This is a genomic window from Bartonella machadoae (genome assembly GCF_022559585.1).
Classification (GTDB): domain Bacteria; phylum Pseudomonadota; class Alphaproteobacteria; order Rhizobiales; family Rhizobiaceae; genus Bartonella; species Bartonella machadoae.
The window spans coordinates 1686486-1700344 of the sequence record NZ_CP087114.1 but is presented as its reverse complement, the minus strand read 5'-3'; the positions used below and the strand labels follow the sequence as shown (position 1 = coordinate 1700344).

The window sequence follows — 13859 nt, the reverse complement described above, 5'->3', positions numbered from 1 at the left end:
ATAATTAATTTCAACTTCTAAGCCTTTTTTGGAGTAGATGTTGCTGGCTTAGAAACTTTAGATGTTTTGGTTTGTTTGGGTGTGGCTTCCTCTACCACTGCTTCAGTTGATGTTTTGACATTTTCATTTTCTTCTTTTTCAACCTTTTCACTTGTCTTATCAGGCTTTGCATTTGTTTTGCTTTCAACAAAAGGTTTTGCAGCATTGGCACGCTTGAGACGAGCATAGACCTGATTAGAAATTTCAACAAATGGGGTATTTTGTGTAGAAGGTTCAAAACGAACGGTGCTTTTATTGTCGCCAACGACACAGATTGGTTTAGTGATGACAGCTTTCATTATTGCTCCTTTTGAGGAATGATTTAATGACATCATGCGTCAAATATTGCTTTTTACGATTTGAAAGAATGGACAAGCAAGAATTACCAAGAAAACAGGGCTTTTTAGCCCTGTTTCAAGTCTACATCTTACTAAATTTTGGGGAACATTTTTGAATTTTAGACACAATACGACTAGTGCCGTGCCGTCATAAAATACGATTTTTTACACGATGTCAACAGAAAAAATCATCATCTAGTATTTTTTTTATTTTTTTAATCAAAATCTGGTGTTTTTAGAAAGAAGTTACCATTCATATTCAAGATACCGCTTGACGACTACCGGTTTTGCGTAAAATGTTTGTGAAGCGCATTAAGTACAATACAGAGTGAATTAACAAGATGCGGTAGCATTTGATCTTCTATAACAAGATATTGTAATGCAGCATAAAAATTGTGTTGGCGATATAGATATTGTGCTTCTTTGATAATCTCTTTCATTTTTTCATAACAATCAGTTGCTCTTTCAATCCACCGTTTTTGTGCTTCTCCATTTGATGAAGGAGTAAAATCATCATAAACAGCACTAGGTAATACTTTTGCACAGAGGTAATTGTTTCTGATTTGGAGATACTTTTGTGCAGCCTCATATTGATCTTGATTGAGTTTTCCTTGTAAATAAAGCCGCCCGATATAGGTACCGGAAAGCGGATTTTTGGCATCTTCTATGGACAAACCAAAGCGTTTAGCACGCATTTCTATAGCCAATTGATCAACAGGTTTACGCGGTGTTTTTGCTCTTGAGATGCGTCCATTTGGTTCTCTTACACATCCCTTAATTCGTGGACGACCACGTTTTGCTCGTTTCTTTTTCTTTGTCATATTTTTCAATCAGAATGGAATAGCATCATTGACAGGTTTTCCATAATCAGCAGCTCCTGAAGTAGCAGCATAACTTTGAGCAGTGACAGGTGAAGGGGTAGGGGATGCAGATTGCTCTTTCTTTGCATCAAGTAAATACAATTCACCTTTGAATTGTGGCAAGACAATCTCTGTTGCAAGATGTTCGCCACCATTTCTATCTTTCCATTTGCGGGTTTGTAATTTGCCTTCTACATAGACCTTTGAACCTTTATTGAGATATTGAAGAGCAATTTTTGCCAGATGTGGATTAAAAACCACAACAGAATGCCATTCCGTTTTGTCGACTCTTTGATTGGTTGCCTTATCAGTATAGCTTTCAGAAGTTGCCATACGAAAATTGACCACCTCAGTACCATTATTCATTGTTTTGCTTTCGGGATCAGCCCCCAAATGCCCAATTAAGATCACTTTATTCAGCATGTTTTTTTACCTTAAATTTGCACCTTTTTTATACATATAAAATTTTAACATGATTTGTATATTTTTTTCAATCAATTCAAAAGGATATTATTATTTTTTAACATATTAAATTATGTTTTATAGCACTCTTTAAAATAAAGATCGATTGATACAGGTGCATGGTGTATAGTATCAAGTTCTAAGAGTTAATATCTACTCTGTCTTAAATCCTACTTAGCTTCTCCGGCTTTTAAGCTTTTCAAAAGACAAAACTTCTATATAGGTAACTTCTATATAGGTTTTGTAGTTCTTATGGTAACCAAAATATCGCATACCATCGTTTGTTTTAGTTAAATCCAAAAACCTGCAAGACCTTCTCATATTTTCAGTGAAATCGCAGACAATATAGCAAAATACAGGAATATTTTGAGATGGTGGTATTGGATATCCATCCACTGTGAAAGCCTCACCTTTATGAACTTTTTCTAAATAATCAAAAACATGCGTAACTGGGCTTTTATCCATTGGGTCTATTTCATTTTCTGTTGGTTGTTCGATATTTACGATTATAATGGATTCAAGTGGAAAAGACTTGGTTTCAGAAACTAAAAAAGGACCGTCGTATATATACTTAAAGTCATAAAAATCAGTTTTTATAAAACCATTATTTTTTTTCAGATGGACATCAAGCATATCAAGGAGAACCTTAGTATTTCCATCAGATTGAGGTGTTAATTTGTTCACTGAAGTCTCCTGTAGAGATAACGAAAACTCTATCAAAATCAAAAATTTTACTATGGCTTTTTAATGGAGCACTGTAGGGTGTAAATAGATATATTTATCAAACTGCGTGTACGCAAAATAAGAAAGAATACACAAACTAAAAGAGAATACCAAAGAGCAATATCTGAGTACCAAAGTACACTATCCAATGAAAAAGAAAGCTTGTGCTCTACGTACTGAGAAATGACGGGCAAAGAAACCGTTTCTTTGTAACTATTTGGAAAAAGTAAAACGACAAGCGCTAAAGTCATGAGCTTTAAGAGCCTATGCATATATTGTTGTAAATCACGTGTTAATCTCTGCCAACCTGTTGTATTGCCGCATTTATATTTTGGATTGTTTTGTAATTCATAAGGAATATGAGAATTGCATAAAATTGCAAAAACAATTGTTACTATTACCAAAGAAACAGACGCGAATGTCAAAATAGTCTGAATAAAGTCAATATTTTTTCTTATTCCTAAAAAACATAAAAATATAAAACTTATAACGCCCAACAAGGCTCTTAGCTGCTTATCTGTAAACATATTCATTTCCTGTGTTTTTTGATAATTTTTTGATCTCTCTGTTAATTTCATCTATGAGGGGCTCGTAATTCAGGACGCTTTTAGGCACTCTACCGCCATAAACCCATGCTTTCACTTGCGCTTTGGTACTGTAATCTGCATTTTCTGGTATTTCATGATATTGCCCACCATCAAATTCCTCATATTCTCTTGCGCCATCTTCATATTCATAAAGGTTATAAAAATACTCTGTAACCCCTAATCCCCATGGTGCATGCCCTCTTGCTGTTGCAACAAACTTTTTTTGCGGTTGTTTACGCTTTGTTAAAAAGAGATCTTTAAAAATTCTCATGCTTTTATTCCATAATTTTACCACTTGGTCTATTTGCCTCAAAATTGACTGTACAAAGTGTTTTTAGATTTTTATGTGATCAACATCAAAAAATCTCTAAATCGCTTTGTAATGTGCCTTTTTATCGATTTAAACACATATCTAATCACAAAATGATCAGCATTTTTCACTATTTTGCTATCTCGTCTTCAAGACCCTTTAAAACTTCACTCAGCTCTTTTTGAAGCTTTTCTAAGCGCTCTGGTGCTATAGGTGTCTCTTTTTCCTTGTCCTGTCTCTCAGTCCTTTGAAGGTACCTAAGTATTTGATCGACACTCATGCGTATACCGTTTTCAAGCCTTTCACAGTAACCATAAAAATCGGCTGTTGATGGCATAAAAGTTGCGTTTAAACCTTCTGCTTTGCCTTTCAAAGCGTTCTTTGTTGCCGTTTGCAATGCCCAGCTGCTTATACCGTCCAGCGTGTAAAAATACGCAAGTGCTGTTGATTTTTCATCATATTCTGATGGGCTTTTGAGACCATTCGACAACACAAGATACGTGGTTTTGATTTCCTCTTCCGTTGCTTTGTTTTCAAGTTTTTTCAACGCATCATTGGCTAATGAGGTAATTCTCTCCGCTTCTGCAATCGAGGGTTTTTGTCCCGGTAACCAAAGGAATGGTGGTTCTTTCATCGTCCTCGAATAAAAACTTGTACGCACTGTCTGAATTTTTGATATCGGACATGTATTGTGCAACTCGATAAGATTTGCCACGCTGGTGTTCTGTTTGTGAAATATTGGGTTTTCCATAGTTTCTTCCTTTCTTTAAATCATCGATAGCCGTTCGCACCCAATTGCGCCATGTTGCTTGCCAATCCGCTTTGCGCGCATCCTTGCCTGCTTTGGCTTTCCAAAAATCTCTAAACTTTGCGATTTCGACTTTCACGCGCTCTGGAGGCAAGCCCTCTGCAATTGCGAAATCATAATCCGGTTCAAAATCGTCCGGTAATCGACAGCCGCGGTCAGTTCTAGACGGCTTGGCTTTTTTGGGAATGTTTTCTTGCTCGTGAATAGCAGGTTTATCCTCTGCCACCGTTTCGATTGCATCTGCTCGCTTTTCGCAATCATGGTCTTCTGAAGGCTCGTCAACCTGTTTGTTTGTTTCTAAATCTTCAAAATCGTTTTCTTTTTTTGCTAACACGATAGTGTTAGTTTTTTTATTATAACTGTTAATGTTATTGTTTATGTTATATATATAGGCATCATCAAGCATATCATAAGCATCATGCTTAGCATCCTTAAGCATACTTTTAGCATCATGCTTGACAACTTTAGCATCATTTTTAGCATAATTTTCAGTATTTTCAGGGGCTTTAGCATGATCACAAGCATCATTTTTATGTTTATTCCATCTTGCTATCGCTGCTTTTTGTGCTCTCTCTGATAATCTCTTTGATCGAGATGTTTTTGATACCTTATCTAAATTCCCATTAGAGTTGTTGAATTCTTCTTCAACATCTAAATTCCATAAGCGACCATCTTCCAGACGTATGATATGCCCCATACTTAATAAAACGTCTAAAGCTTTCACAAATGTTTTTACTGAATAACCAGTGTAATGAGCTAAAACTTTAAGATTGTTTACAAGGGGCTCTCCAGTGTGCAACATTTGCAACCGCAGGCGCATATAAACATTACCTTCAATTGAAGGTAAACAAGCGAGATTAATTACCCACTTATCTGCAAACAGCCTCGTCCACGGTAATTTACTAGACATGCGCATCCCCTTCTTTCATTAAATATAAAATTGCTAAAGCATCTGCTTCATTATCATCCTTAGGTTTGTGTCCCTTTGCACACATCGCCTTAATCATTTCTTCTTTTGAAGCATTTCCTTTTCCTGTCGTTGTCTTCTTAATTGTGCCAACAGGGATGCCTTCATAAGCTATCTGATGATATTCACACCAAGCTGCTAATGTTGCTAACAAGCCACCGTAAACATGCGCTGCATCTGTACCAACATGACGGCGCACCTCTTCAAAATACACGGCATCAATACTACCGGCTGTTGATTTCATTTCTGTAAGCCATTGCTTAAAGCGCAAATAACGCATACCCCCGCCTTCAAAACGGCGTGATTGAAAATTGATCGTGCCACTAAAGATGTGACCATCTACACCACGTATAGCCCAGCCCGTTTTGGTACCTAGATCAAGACAAAGAATTGTATGAGACATCTAAATTACCAGTACTTACTTCTCATTAATCTTGTGTTTTAAACTCTCAATCTCAGCATCTAATTCCTTAAGGATTTTCCTCTTTTTTATGACGGGTTGCGCAGAAGTATACACCATGTGAATCGGTGCAACTAAAAATATAAAAACCATCATTGCAGTAAAAAACACTACATTTATTGATATGAATAAGTAGAGTATTAATTCACCTAGATTCATGTTCCCACCCCATTCTTAAAGATACGCATTTTCAAATCGTGTAAAATTTTCTGTTTTTTCGAAATGATCTCATGGAGTTTATCATTCTTTTTGTCTAATATTTCCGCGACAACAACGGAGATTATAACTAAATCAGAGATCACAAATACAATACCTAAAATTATCTCTGTCTCACTCATCTTTTTTCCCTCACTTTCTTTTCTTCTTATGGGATGGCGTTTTAACCACTTCACTACGCATCTTTAGATCTTGTTTCAGTTTTTCAATTTCCTCATCGCGTGCTTTAAGCATCTCACCATACCACTCAAGATCTTGTCTCAATGCTGTAATAGTCTCATCTCGCTCTTTTACCGCAATATTCCGATCACTAACTGTCTTTGCCACGTTTTTTAAAGCTTTACTCATTGCCCATGTGTATTGTTTATCAACAGCTTTCATACTGTTTTTTAAAGTTATGAGCTGCTCTTTAAGCGCTTTAACTTGGTCACGATAATGCAATGCAAAACGAAACATCACCCCGCTAAAAAGCAACACTATAAACATCAAGAATGCTGCCGCTAATAAAATCTCACTAGCATTTAAACGCATTGTCATCTCTGTCCATTGCTCTTAACGCGGTCATCATGACCTATCTGTTTTGCTTCGCATTCCATTAAGAAAAGAAGGCAACAAACCGCATGTGCCAAATGTGATAAACCACTCTCGACATCTTTATCCTCTCCACCAAACCATGTTAATAAATGACGTGAAGCAGCTCCATACAAACGGCTCCAGTTCATGCCATGACGCCAATTGTTAGCACTGTATTTGTTTGCTCCAAACTCTAAAACACGACCAATATCAAGCAACGTTAGTGGTGGAATAAGATCAACACGCGGTTTACCAATATCATTCTTATGTGCTTTTAAAACCATGATTATCCCCCTACTGTGCGTGTTATATGTATGCACCATGATGGCGCACAATTAATTTGATCTCTTTTAAGAGTGTGAATTGGGTTGGTGTGATGTGCTACGTTGTTTGCGCGATTTTACACGAACAGACAAATCATCAACAAATGCGGATGTTGAAGACAATTTTTCTACCTCCAACAAATTTTGCAAACGTTCAGGATAGAAAAAATCTTCCGGACGCAGGTCGATGTTATGTTGATCGGCATAGTTTAGAAGTATTACTTGATATTTAGCCGGAATTATTCCACCCTTACCTTCCCGTTTTTCAAGAGGATAAGCCCATTTTCTAACCACAATAACATTGCGATTAATAATATTAGCAACCTTTTGATATCCACCAAGATACGCAATTATAAATTTTGCTGTTTCTGTATATGTTTTTATCATGGCAATAAAATACGATATAAGTAACTTTTAGTCAATACGATAAACGTATTTTCTTATTTTTTAATATTGTAAGGTTTTTTAAAATGAGAAATAACTTAAGTATGGTTAAGCAAAGAGAGCTAAAAATTTGGATAAAGCAAGAGCTCGACAAAATGGGCCGCGGAAGTCAAGCAAAACTTGCAGCCCATCTTGGAGTGCGTAGACCAGCTATATCTAATATTGTCAATCTTGATCCCAATAAAGAAATGAGAGACGTTAAAGCTGATGAACTTGTAAAGATTATGGAGTTTTTTAAAGATTCCTCACCTGTTTCCGGATTATGTTCTGATGATTTTCTTTATTTGTATTCTCAAGCAAATGATTCTGAAAAAAAGATTGTTGAGGATCTTTTAAAATCTTTGCTCGCAGCACGAAATCCATAAAAGCTCTTTTTTCGCTTTCAGTTAACTTATTTAGCATTGAAGATAGCCGCTTTTTTCTTTTAATTTCCAACATAACGTCCCCGTTTATATTTAATGATAATAATCATGTGGATTATAAACATAATAAATTACGTTTATCGTATTTTTTTTCTTGACAAGTTATTACGAAAAACGTATTGTATGTCCATAAACCAAACATAAGAGATCGCCAAGAGGCGTCAGGGAGGAGAAATTATGGATAAGCCAATTCTTATTAATTCCGATGAAATTTTATTAGTTGTATGTGATGATGAACACATTGGGCATTCGGGTCCACTTGATGAAAGCCAAGTTTTAGAAATGATTGACGAGGCAGATGATGCCATAAAAATCTTTCGCATAAATCCTTCTGAAAACAGTTGCGAAGATATTTCTGAAGATATCGCAGAAGCATACATAAAAGAAAACAGAGAATTTCTCGATGAGGACAGTAAGGTTCATTATTATGTAGGTGAAAGCGCTGCCTACGATAGTCTTTTAGAAGAAATTGCAGACGAAAAATATAATGATGAAGTCTACGGTACTTATGAAGAGCAGCACCGCCTGACTTTTTGGGATGTTATTCCAAATTATCCAAACTATTAAGGGCGTTTTTAAAAACGCCTCCTTTTCTTTCTTTCAAATATCATCACAAATGGAGCACAGGCATGCATAATCTTGTCACAACAGCAGAAAGTACTTTTAACAACGAAGCTATTCAAACCATGTCTAGTGTTGAAATTGCAGAGTTGTGTAGTAAACGGCATGACCATGTTATGCGCGATATCAAGAAAATGCTTGAAGAATTATACTATGAAGGGGGTCTCCCCAAATTTGGGGGGACCTATTTAGACACACAAGGTAGACCTCAAAATTGTTATAATCTTCCCAAGCGCGAATGTTTAATCCTCGTCTCAGGTTACAGCACAGCATTACGAGCAAAGATAATTGATCGGTGGCAACAATTAGAACAGCAAGTAGTGGCACCGCAAATCGATTACTCTAGTCCACAAGTCATGTTAGGGGTTTTAAATTATCTCAAAAATGAGAATGAACAAAAAGACAATATGATTGCAGAATTAAAACCAAAAGCAATGGCTCTTGAAAGTTTACAACGCCATGATGGTCTTTTCGGTCTTACTGAAGTTGCTAAAATACTCGAAATGCAACCAAAACAGTTCATTCTCTTCTTACAGCAAAAGGGTTGGGTCTATCGACGCATGGCAAATGGGCATCTGTTGCCTTATCAAGACAAAATCCAAAAAGGTCTGATGGATTGTCCTACCATCACTATTCAAACGTCTGGCGGAATAAATAAAGTCATTCCTTCGGCAAAAATCACAACAAAAGGCATTGGTGTGCTTTCTCAAGAAATCAAAAGACAAAGCGTGCATTAAGGGGTGACCATCATGGAAAAGAAATACGAATTCACTGATGCAATCGATATAGTTTATAGGCGTGTGTTTGCTAATTTTTTATTTGACAAGATAATGTCATTATGTCTATTGTCGAATCAGGTGCCTGAAAAACACCTTAAGCAAACAGCGGATAGATTGCCGAAACAATCTTTCTTCCGCACATTAAAGGCTTTGACTCGTTGTATGCTACATGCATATAATGCTCTTGTCGGGTGTGGTTATGCTATACAATACCCTTTATGGGGAAAGCATAACGACGGACTGTTTGCCGTGTTTTTCAGCACCCGGCACTTTTAAAAGTGTTAATGAAAAACGTCTAACAAACAGGAGTTCATTATGAACATTCTCATAACAATATCGGAAAAAATTATTGACCGTGAAATCGTCAAAACCGTTAATGCACGTGAATTACATACGTTTTTAGAGGTAGGTCGTGATTTTACGACATGGATTAAAAACCGTATCAAAACATATAAATTTGTTTGTGCAAAAGACTATATTTTAACGTTCCCCAAAACGGGGGAACGTCAAAATGTAAGTATGACAGAGTATCATCTTACTTTAGATATGGCAAAAGAACTTTCAATGGTTGAGAGAAATGAGAAAGGCAGACAAGCTCGTCGATATTTTATCGAGTGTGAAAAGAAACTAAAAAGCCAATCTGTTGATTATGATAGTGATACACGCTTTGATGATTTTAATTATCTTCGCCAATATGTTTTGACAAATTATTCTAAAATTATGGGTATAATTTTTGGTCGTCTTTTAAAGATAGATGAAATCGAAAAAGAGCTTGATCATTACAAATCAGTCACAAAAGAAGCCAAGCGCATTTTAGCAAGATCTGTTGTGAAAGCTGCTTAGTTTATAATGTCATCTCCTCGTCTTTAAAGACGGGGAGGTGGTCAATATCACACAGCCTTCTAACAACAATCATTTTAATACAAGCGTGATTCACGCAACAGGTGAGTTGCACGCTAATGGAGGAAATAAACCATGGAAAAGAAATACGAATTTACTGATGAAATCGATATAGTTTATAGGCGTAAGGTTCGCCGTATTCGTGCATTGAAAAATTTTGGTGATATTAAAGCTGGTGATTTAGGCGGTTTTATAGAGCATGAAGGCAATTTAAGCCATGAGGGGGATTGTTGGGTTGGGGACAATGCTTGTGTTTCTCATAGTGCTAAAGTTTGCGGTAATGCAAGAGTATTTGAAAAAGCACGCATTGCAGACAGAGCATATATTAGTGACAATGCACATGTTTTTGGAAATGCTTGTGTTGAATCTGAAGCATGTATTTTAAATAAAGCAAAAGTTTACGGAAAAGCAGAAGTCTTTGATAATGCTATGGTTTGCGATAATGCACAAGTTTTCGGTAATGCGGTAGTTTGTGGCAAGTCTCATATTTATGGTTATGCACAAGTTTACAACAAAGCACGCGTTCACGACCAAGCTAAGATTTATGGCAAAGCACGTGTTTACGGTCAAGCCAAGGTTTATGAGAAAGCACGTGTCTATAATAATGCAGAAGTTTATGAAAATGCAAAAGTTAAGGGTAGGGCAGAGGTTTACGCTCTTGGAAAGATTTATGGAGATGCATGTGTTTGTTGGAACGCATGTATTGGCGGCAATCAGTCCATTTCAACTGGAGAAAAAACCATATGAAAAAATACGAATTTACAGGTGAAACAATAGAGGTTTCTAGTAGAACTCTTCGCCGTATCCGTGCATTGCAAGACTTTGGTGATGTAAAAAAAGGAGATTTAGGCGGTTGGATAGAAAGGAAAAAAAACCTCAGTCACGAAGATAATTGTTGGGTTGGAGGCGATGCTAAGGTTTATGGTGATGCTCAGATTTATGGTGATGCCGATGTTAGCGGCGATACCTATGTTTATGGCAATGCTAAAGTTTATGGTAGTGCTTGCATTTATGACGCAGTCAAGATTTTTAGAAATGCTCAGGTTTGTAGATTGGCTCTCATTTGCGGAAACACGAGAATTCCTCAAGACATAAAAATTTAGCAACAAACAACAACCATTTTAACAAAAGCGTGATTCACGCAACGGGTGAATTACGCACTAATCAAGGATTTCAATATGAATAACTCCCCCTTAACAACAATGGCAAATAAATACGGTTTCTCTCATGATGAATTTAGAAAAACCATCATCAAAACTTGTATCAGTCATAATTTTACTGATGAGGAATTCGCTGCCTTTATTTCTGTTGCTAACACTTATGGACTTAATCCACTTACAAAAGAAATATACGCTCTCCCTAAAAGAGGTGGTGGCATTATTCCCGTGGTCTCTATCGATGGATGGATTAAGATCATTAAATCTAATCCAAAATTTGATGGTATGACCTTTCAAGATCAACTTGATAAAGATGGTAATCTCATTGCTATCAAATGTGCTATTCGTCTCAAAGACATTAAAGACCCTATCGAGGTCACTGAATATCTAGCAGAATGCAAACAAAAGACAGACACTTGGCAAAAATACCCAGCACGTATGTTGCGCCATAAAGCCACTATACAATGTGCTCGCTATGCTTTCGGTTTTTCAGGCATTTATGAAGAAGATGAAGCTGCTCGTATGAATAACACCATACAAGCTCCTTCCGTATCTCATGAGATGCTTATGCAAATCAGGCAATTAATGGAACAAACTCTAACAGAAGAAAAAAAAGTGCTCTCTTTTATAAAAGCAAACAGTCTTGCCGATATGTCTGAAGAACAAGCACAAACAGTTTTAAACGGTTTGAAGAAAAAACAGAACTTACAAATCATTGAAACGCAGAAATTACCATCTCAACAACAAAACGACGTTCCTATACAAGATGCAGAATATATTCACATCCAAGATATCGAATATGCACAAACCAACCAAGAACAAACAGCGGCGGTGTGATATGGAACAAAGATCAGCACAATGGTTTCAAGCAAGGTTAGGAAAAGTCACCGCTTCTAATGTGTACAACATCCTCAGTAAAACAGCTAAAGGATTGCCAACAAGCAAATATGAAGATTACAAAATCAAACTGATTACAGAGCGTCTAACTGGTGAGATAAGCCCTCATTATGAAACTGAAGATATGAGATGGGGCATTGAACATGAGGATGATGCCTTGCAAGAATATGGCTTCATTTATGATGCCAATATCATAAAATGCGGCTTTATACCTCATCCTACAATAAAAATGGCGGGGGCTAGTCCTGATGGGCTTATTGGAGAAGATGGGTTAATCGAAATCAAATGCCCACGTTCGGCAACCCATATGCGCTTTTGTATTGATGAAGAAATCAAACCTGAATATCTCGCACAAATGCAATTCCAAATGGCTTGTACAGGGCGCCAATGGTGTGATTTTGTAAGCTATGACCCACGCTTTCGCATGCATCAATCATCTCACTTGCGTATGAAAGTCAAACGTGTCCACCGTGATGATGAACAAATTGAACAGCTTACTAAAGCAGTCGAGGTCTTTTTAGCAGAAATAGAGCAAGATATGGAGCAGATCTTGACAAAAGCTGCTTAACCCTATGGGGGTGCTCTCTCCTCCCAGCACCCCCGCCCTCTCACAACAACTTTCAAGAAATGCGTGATTCACACCATAGGCAAATTGTACCTAAATTAAGGGGAATAAACATGGGACACCGTCCACCTACTATAACACAACCTGCTATTGCACGTGCTTTAAGAGAAGCCAAAAAACAAGGAGCAGAGGTCGTAGAAATCAAACCTACCGGTGAAGTACTTATTCATATCAATAAAATCACATCTCCAACAAACATGGATAATGCTTATAGCATTGATAATTTTCCTCCGCTTGAAAATGAAGAAGCTAGTACTAAGAAAATTTGTCGCCCTGTCGACGATATAAAGTTTTAGCCATGCCAAAACGTCGTCCACCACATCTTGTTCGTGAACGAACGCGCCATGGGAAAATCATATGGTATGTTCGTATTGGTCACGGACCACGGTTTCGCATTGAAGGAACCTACGGAACACAAGAGTTTGTTGACAATTATACAGTTGCTATTAAACAAGCACAAAGCGGCTCTTCAAAAACTATGAAGCGCACGAGACTCACAGAAGGCTCTTTTGATTGGTTGTTGCATCAATATTTACAAAGCATGCAATGGCATAATCAATCGGAATCGACCAAAAAAGTTAAATATCGAATCCTGAACAATATTTCTAAACATATTGGGGACCGTGCTTATAAAAGTATAGAAAAACAACATATCCTTGATGCCGTAGACAGAAGACGAGAGACCCCAGCCGCGGCTAGGCATTTCTTAACGGCTTTAAATGGTCTTTTCAATTGGGCGGTTGATAACGTTCTTTTAAATAGAAATCCTGCTTTTAATATAAAACCACCAAAATCTTTTAACTCCGAAGGTTTTGCACCATGGTTAGAAGAAGATATTGAGCAATACTATCATCACTGGAAATTAGGAACGCATGAACGTGTATGGATTGACGTCCTTTTATATACAGGTTTACGTCGTGGTGATGCCGTTCGTATCGGCTGGAAAGATATCACAACAGATAATATTATTCATTTAAAAACAGAAAAGAGCCAATTTAAAACAGATGTTTTTCTCCCGATTTTGCCAGAACTCGCAGAAACACTTAAAATTGGACCTATTGGAGATGAAACATTTATTTGCGGTAAAGAAGGTAAAAAACTGACAAAAGAAAGTTTTGGTAACCTGTTTCGTAAAGCTTGTAATGTAGCAGGAATAAAAAAATCAGCCCATGGATTGCGAAAATTAGCAGCAACACGTGCAGCAAATGCAGGTGCGACAGTTTCGCAAATGAAAGCGCTTTTTGGCTGGACAGAAGATAACATGGCATCCCTCTATACCAAAACAGCCGACAGAAAACGACTTGCAATAGAAGCAATCAAAAAACTTCAAAAAAGTTAGAACAATGAG

Annotated in this window: 23 protein-coding genes; 11 read left to right on the top strand and 12 right to left on the bottom strand. The window is 37.0% G+C overall.

Features of this window, described 5'->3' with window-relative positions; all coding sequences use genetic code 11:
- Positions 1 to 17 precede the first annotated feature (17 nt).
- From LNM86_RS08230 to LNM86_RS08175, 12 genes are all read right to left on the bottom strand, one after another.
- Positions 18 to 338: a hypothetical protein gene (locus tag LNM86_RS08230; protein ID WP_241438965.1), complete on the bottom strand. Its 321-nt coding sequence runs from the start codon at positions 336 to 338 to the stop codon at positions 18 to 20.
- 317 nt (positions 339 to 655) lie between these two features.
- On the bottom strand, positions 656 to 1198 hold the full coding sequence (locus tag LNM86_RS08225; RefSeq protein ID WP_241437287.1) for a hypothetical protein: 543 nt from the start codon (positions 1196 to 1198) through the stop codon (positions 656 to 658).
- 9 nt (positions 1199 to 1207) lie between these two features.
- The gene (gene ssb / locus LNM86_RS08220) at positions 1208 to 1660 is read right to left on the bottom strand and encodes a single-stranded DNA-binding protein (protein ID WP_241437286.1); all 453 of its coding nucleotides are present in this window, start codon (positions 1658 to 1660) and stop codon (positions 1208 to 1210) included.
- Positions 1661 to 1873: 213 nt separating this feature from the next.
- Positions 1874 to 2383, bottom strand: a complete 510-nt coding sequence (locus LNM86_RS08215) for a hypothetical protein (protein ID WP_241437285.1) — start codon at positions 2381 to 2383, stop codon at positions 1874 to 1876.
- Positions 2384 to 2433: 50 nt separating this feature from the next.
- Complete coding sequence (locus tag LNM86_RS08210) at positions 2434 to 2949, bottom strand: hypothetical protein (RefSeq protein WP_241437284.1); 516 nt, start codon at positions 2947 to 2949, stop codon at positions 2434 to 2436.
- Entirely contained in the window at positions 2936 to 3280 is a 345-nt protein-coding gene (locus LNM86_RS08205) for a hypothetical protein (protein WP_241437283.1), read from the bottom strand. Before LNM86_RS08205 ends, LNM86_RS08210 begins: the two co-directional genes overlap by 14 nt.
- Before the next feature lie 169 nt (positions 3281 to 3449).
- The gene (locus LNM86_RS08200) at positions 3450 to 3953 is read right to left on the bottom strand and encodes a hypothetical protein (RefSeq protein ID WP_241437282.1); all 504 of its coding nucleotides are present in this window, start codon (positions 3951 to 3953) and stop codon (positions 3450 to 3452) included.
- Positions 3871 to 5037: a YdaU family protein gene (locus tag LNM86_RS08195; RefSeq protein WP_241437281.1), complete on the bottom strand. Its 1167-nt coding sequence runs from the start codon at positions 5035 to 5037 to the stop codon at positions 3871 to 3873. Before LNM86_RS08195 ends, LNM86_RS08200 begins: the two co-directional genes overlap by 83 nt.
- Positions 5030 to 5497 (bottom strand): crossover junction endodeoxyribonuclease RuvC, encoded by a 468-nt coding sequence (locus LNM86_RS08190; RefSeq protein WP_241437280.1) that lies wholly within the window; start codon positions 5495 to 5497, stop codon positions 5030 to 5032. The genes LNM86_RS08195 and LNM86_RS08190 overlap by 8 nt, the downstream gene beginning before the upstream one ends.
- 405 nt (positions 5498 to 5902) lie before the next feature.
- Positions 5903 to 6307 (bottom strand): hypothetical protein, encoded by a 405-nt coding sequence (locus LNM86_RS08185; RefSeq protein ID WP_241437279.1) that lies wholly within the window; start codon positions 6305 to 6307, stop codon positions 5903 to 5905.
- Positions 6304 to 6627: a dATP/dGTP diphosphohydrolase domain-containing protein gene (locus LNM86_RS08180; protein ID WP_241437278.1), complete on the bottom strand. Its 324-nt coding sequence runs from the start codon at positions 6625 to 6627 to the stop codon at positions 6304 to 6306. Before LNM86_RS08180 ends, LNM86_RS08185 begins: the two co-directional genes overlap by 4 nt.
- Before the next feature lie 66 nt (positions 6628 to 6693).
- A complete protein-coding gene (locus tag LNM86_RS08175) occupies positions 6694 to 7053 on the bottom strand; it encodes a hypothetical protein (RefSeq protein ID WP_241437277.1) in 360 nt (119 codons plus the stop codon).
- A gap of 152 nt (positions 7054 to 7205) precedes the next feature.
- On the opposite strand from LNM86_RS08175, the gene LNM86_RS08170 reads away from it, so the two are divergent.
- From LNM86_RS08170 to LNM86_RS08120, 11 genes are all read left to right on the top strand, one after another.
- The gene (locus LNM86_RS08170) at positions 7206 to 7475 is read left to right on the top strand and encodes a helix-turn-helix domain-containing protein (RefSeq protein ID WP_241437276.1); all 270 of its coding nucleotides are present in this window, start codon (positions 7206 to 7208) and stop codon (positions 7473 to 7475) included.
- Positions 7476 to 7709: 234 nt separating this feature from the next.
- Positions 7710 to 8099: a hypothetical protein gene (locus LNM86_RS08165; protein ID WP_241437275.1), complete on the top strand. Its 390-nt coding sequence runs from the start codon at positions 7710 to 7712 to the stop codon at positions 8097 to 8099.
- 62 nt (positions 8100 to 8161) lie between these two features.
- Entirely contained in the window at positions 8162 to 8890 is a 729-nt protein-coding gene (locus LNM86_RS08160; RefSeq protein WP_241437274.1) for a Rha family transcriptional regulator, read from the top strand.
- 12 nt (positions 8891 to 8902) lie between these two features.
- Positions 8903 to 9208 (top strand): hypothetical protein, encoded by a 306-nt coding sequence (locus LNM86_RS08155; protein WP_241437273.1) that lies wholly within the window; start codon positions 8903 to 8905, stop codon positions 9206 to 9208.
- A 39-nt stretch (positions 9209 to 9247) separates the two neighbouring features.
- Entirely contained in the window at positions 9248 to 9775 is a 528-nt protein-coding gene (locus LNM86_RS08150) for an antA/AntB antirepressor family protein (protein ID WP_241437272.1), read from the top strand.
- A 132-nt stretch (positions 9776 to 9907) separates the two neighbouring features.
- Positions 9908 to 10579 (top strand): hypothetical protein, encoded by a 672-nt coding sequence (locus LNM86_RS08145; RefSeq protein ID WP_241437271.1) that lies wholly within the window; start codon positions 9908 to 9910, stop codon positions 10577 to 10579.
- Positions 10576 to 10935, top strand: coding sequence for a hypothetical protein (locus LNM86_RS08140; RefSeq protein WP_241437270.1), 360 nt, complete (start codon positions 10576 to 10578; stop codon positions 10933 to 10935). Before LNM86_RS08145 ends, LNM86_RS08140 begins: the two co-directional genes overlap by 4 nt.
- A gap of 75 nt (positions 10936 to 11010) precedes the next feature.
- Complete coding sequence (locus LNM86_RS08135) at positions 11011 to 11826, top strand: recombinase RecT (RefSeq protein WP_241437269.1); 816 nt, start codon at positions 11011 to 11013, stop codon at positions 11824 to 11826.
- A 1-nt stretch (position 11827) separates the two neighbouring features.
- Positions 11828 to 12454, top strand: a complete 627-nt coding sequence (locus LNM86_RS08130; protein WP_241437268.1) for a lambda exonuclease family protein — start codon at positions 11828 to 11830, stop codon at positions 12452 to 12454.
- Between the two features lie 110 nt (positions 12455 to 12564).
- A complete protein-coding gene (locus LNM86_RS08125; RefSeq protein WP_241437267.1) occupies positions 12565 to 12807 on the top strand; it encodes a hypothetical protein in 243 nt (80 codons plus the stop codon).
- A 2-nt stretch (positions 12808 to 12809) separates the two neighbouring features.
- The gene (locus LNM86_RS08120) at positions 12810 to 13850 is read left to right on the top strand and encodes a tyrosine-type recombinase/integrase (RefSeq protein WP_241437266.1); all 1041 of its coding nucleotides are present in this window, start codon (positions 12810 to 12812) and stop codon (positions 13848 to 13850) included.
- Positions 13851 to 13859 lie beyond the last annotated feature (9 nt).

Bases quoted from the DNA above. Each gene is read 5' to 3' on its own strand.
- LNM86_RS08230 (WP_241438965.1), bottom strand. From the start codon at position 338: ATGAAAGCTGTCATCACTAAACCAATCTGTGTCGTTGGCGACAATAAA.
- LNM86_RS08225 (WP_241437287.1), bottom strand. From the start codon at position 1,198: ATGACAAAGAAAAAGAAACGAGCAAAACGTGGTCGTCCACGAATTAAG.
- ssb (WP_241437286.1), bottom strand. From the start codon at position 1,660: ATGCTGAATAAAGTGATCTTAATTGGGCATTTGGGGGCTGATCCCGAA.
- LNM86_RS08210 (WP_241437284.1), bottom strand. From the start codon at position 2,949: ATGTTTACAGATAAGCAGCTAAGAGCCTTGTTGGGCGTTATAAGTTTT.
- LNM86_RS08205 (WP_241437283.1), bottom strand. From the start codon at position 3,280: ATGAGAATTTTTAAAGATCTCTTTTTAACAAAGCGTAAACAACCGCAA.
- LNM86_RS08200 (WP_241437282.1), bottom strand. From the start codon at position 3,953: ATGAAAGAACCACCATTCCTTTGGTTACCGGGACAAAAACCCTCGATT.
- LNM86_RS08195 (WP_241437281.1), bottom strand. From the start codon at position 5,037: ATGTCTAGTAAATTACCGTGGACGAGGCTGTTTGCAGATAAGTGGGTA.
- LNM86_RS08190 (WP_241437280.1), bottom strand. From the start codon at position 5,497: ATGTCTCATACAATTCTTTGTCTTGATCTAGGTACCAAAACGGGCTGG.
- LNM86_RS08185 (WP_241437279.1), bottom strand. From the start codon at position 6,307: ATGACAATGCGTTTAAATGCTAGTGAGATTTTATTAGCGGCAGCATTC.
- LNM86_RS08180 (WP_241437278.1), bottom strand. From the start codon at position 6,627: ATGGTTTTAAAAGCACATAAGAATGATATTGGTAAACCGCGTGTTGAT.
- LNM86_RS08175 (WP_241437277.1), bottom strand. From the start codon at position 7,053: ATGATAAAAACATATACAGAAACAGCAAAATTTATAATTGCGTATCTT.
- LNM86_RS08170 (WP_241437276.1), top strand. From the start codon at position 7,206: ATGGGCCGCGGAAGTCAAGCAAAACTTGCAGCCCATCTTGGAGTGCGT.
- LNM86_RS08165 (WP_241437275.1), top strand. From the start codon at position 7,710: ATGGATAAGCCAATTCTTATTAATTCCGATGAAATTTTATTAGTTGTA.
- LNM86_RS08160 (WP_241437274.1), top strand. From the start codon at position 8,162: ATGCATAATCTTGTCACAACAGCAGAAAGTACTTTTAACAACGAAGCT.
- LNM86_RS08155 (WP_241437273.1), top strand. From the start codon at position 8,903: ATGGAAAAGAAATACGAATTCACTGATGCAATCGATATAGTTTATAGG.
- LNM86_RS08150 (WP_241437272.1), top strand. From the start codon at position 9,248: ATGAACATTCTCATAACAATATCGGAAAAAATTATTGACCGTGAAATC.
- LNM86_RS08145 (WP_241437271.1), top strand. From the start codon at position 9,908: ATGGAAAAGAAATACGAATTTACTGATGAAATCGATATAGTTTATAGG.
- LNM86_RS08140 (WP_241437270.1), top strand. From the start codon at position 10,576: ATGAAAAAATACGAATTTACAGGTGAAACAATAGAGGTTTCTAGTAGA.
- LNM86_RS08135 (WP_241437269.1), top strand. From the start codon at position 11,011: ATGAATAACTCCCCCTTAACAACAATGGCAAATAAATACGGTTTCTCT.
- LNM86_RS08130 (WP_241437268.1), top strand. From the start codon at position 11,828: ATGGAACAAAGATCAGCACAATGGTTTCAAGCAAGGTTAGGAAAAGTC.
- LNM86_RS08125 (WP_241437267.1), top strand. From the start codon at position 12,565: ATGGGACACCGTCCACCTACTATAACACAACCTGCTATTGCACGTGCT.
- LNM86_RS08120 (WP_241437266.1), top strand. From the start codon at position 12,810: ATGCCAAAACGTCGTCCACCACATCTTGTTCGTGAACGAACGCGCCAT.